The organism is Pseudoalteromonas sp. SIMBA_162 (genome assembly GCF_046535955.1).
GTDB lineage: Bacteria > Pseudomonadota > Gammaproteobacteria > Enterobacterales > Alteromonadaceae > Pseudoalteromonas > Pseudoalteromonas marina.
In genome coordinates this window covers 1-273 of record NZ_JAWJBQ010000380.1, presented here as the reverse complement: position 1 = coordinate 273, position 273 = coordinate 1, and the positions used below count along the sequence as shown (strand labels likewise).

General features: G+C 41.4%; 1 protein-coding gene. It reads left to right on the top strand.

Annotated elements, in window-relative coordinates:
* Positions 1 to 273: uroporphyrinogen-III C-methyltransferase (locus R0J88_RS20125; protein ID WP_410900893.1), on the top strand; the 273-nt coding region annotated here is incomplete at both ends.

The following is a 273-nucleotide window of genomic DNA, read 5'->3' as shown; positions in this document are numbered from 1 at the left end:
CCGGTATCACATCGGGTATTGCTTCTCCTGCCTATGCAGGAATACCTGTAACCCACCGCGAATACAGTTCCTCCTTTGCAATTGTAACGGGACATCGAAAAAATGGAGAACCAGACAATACGAATTGGGCTGCTTTAGCTAATGGGATTGATACGCTTGCGATTTATATGGGAATGAAAAACCTGCACTATATTTGTGAGCAATTAATTGAAAACGGCAAAAGTAAAGATACGCCAGTTGCTTTAATTCATTATGGCACAACCAATCAACAAC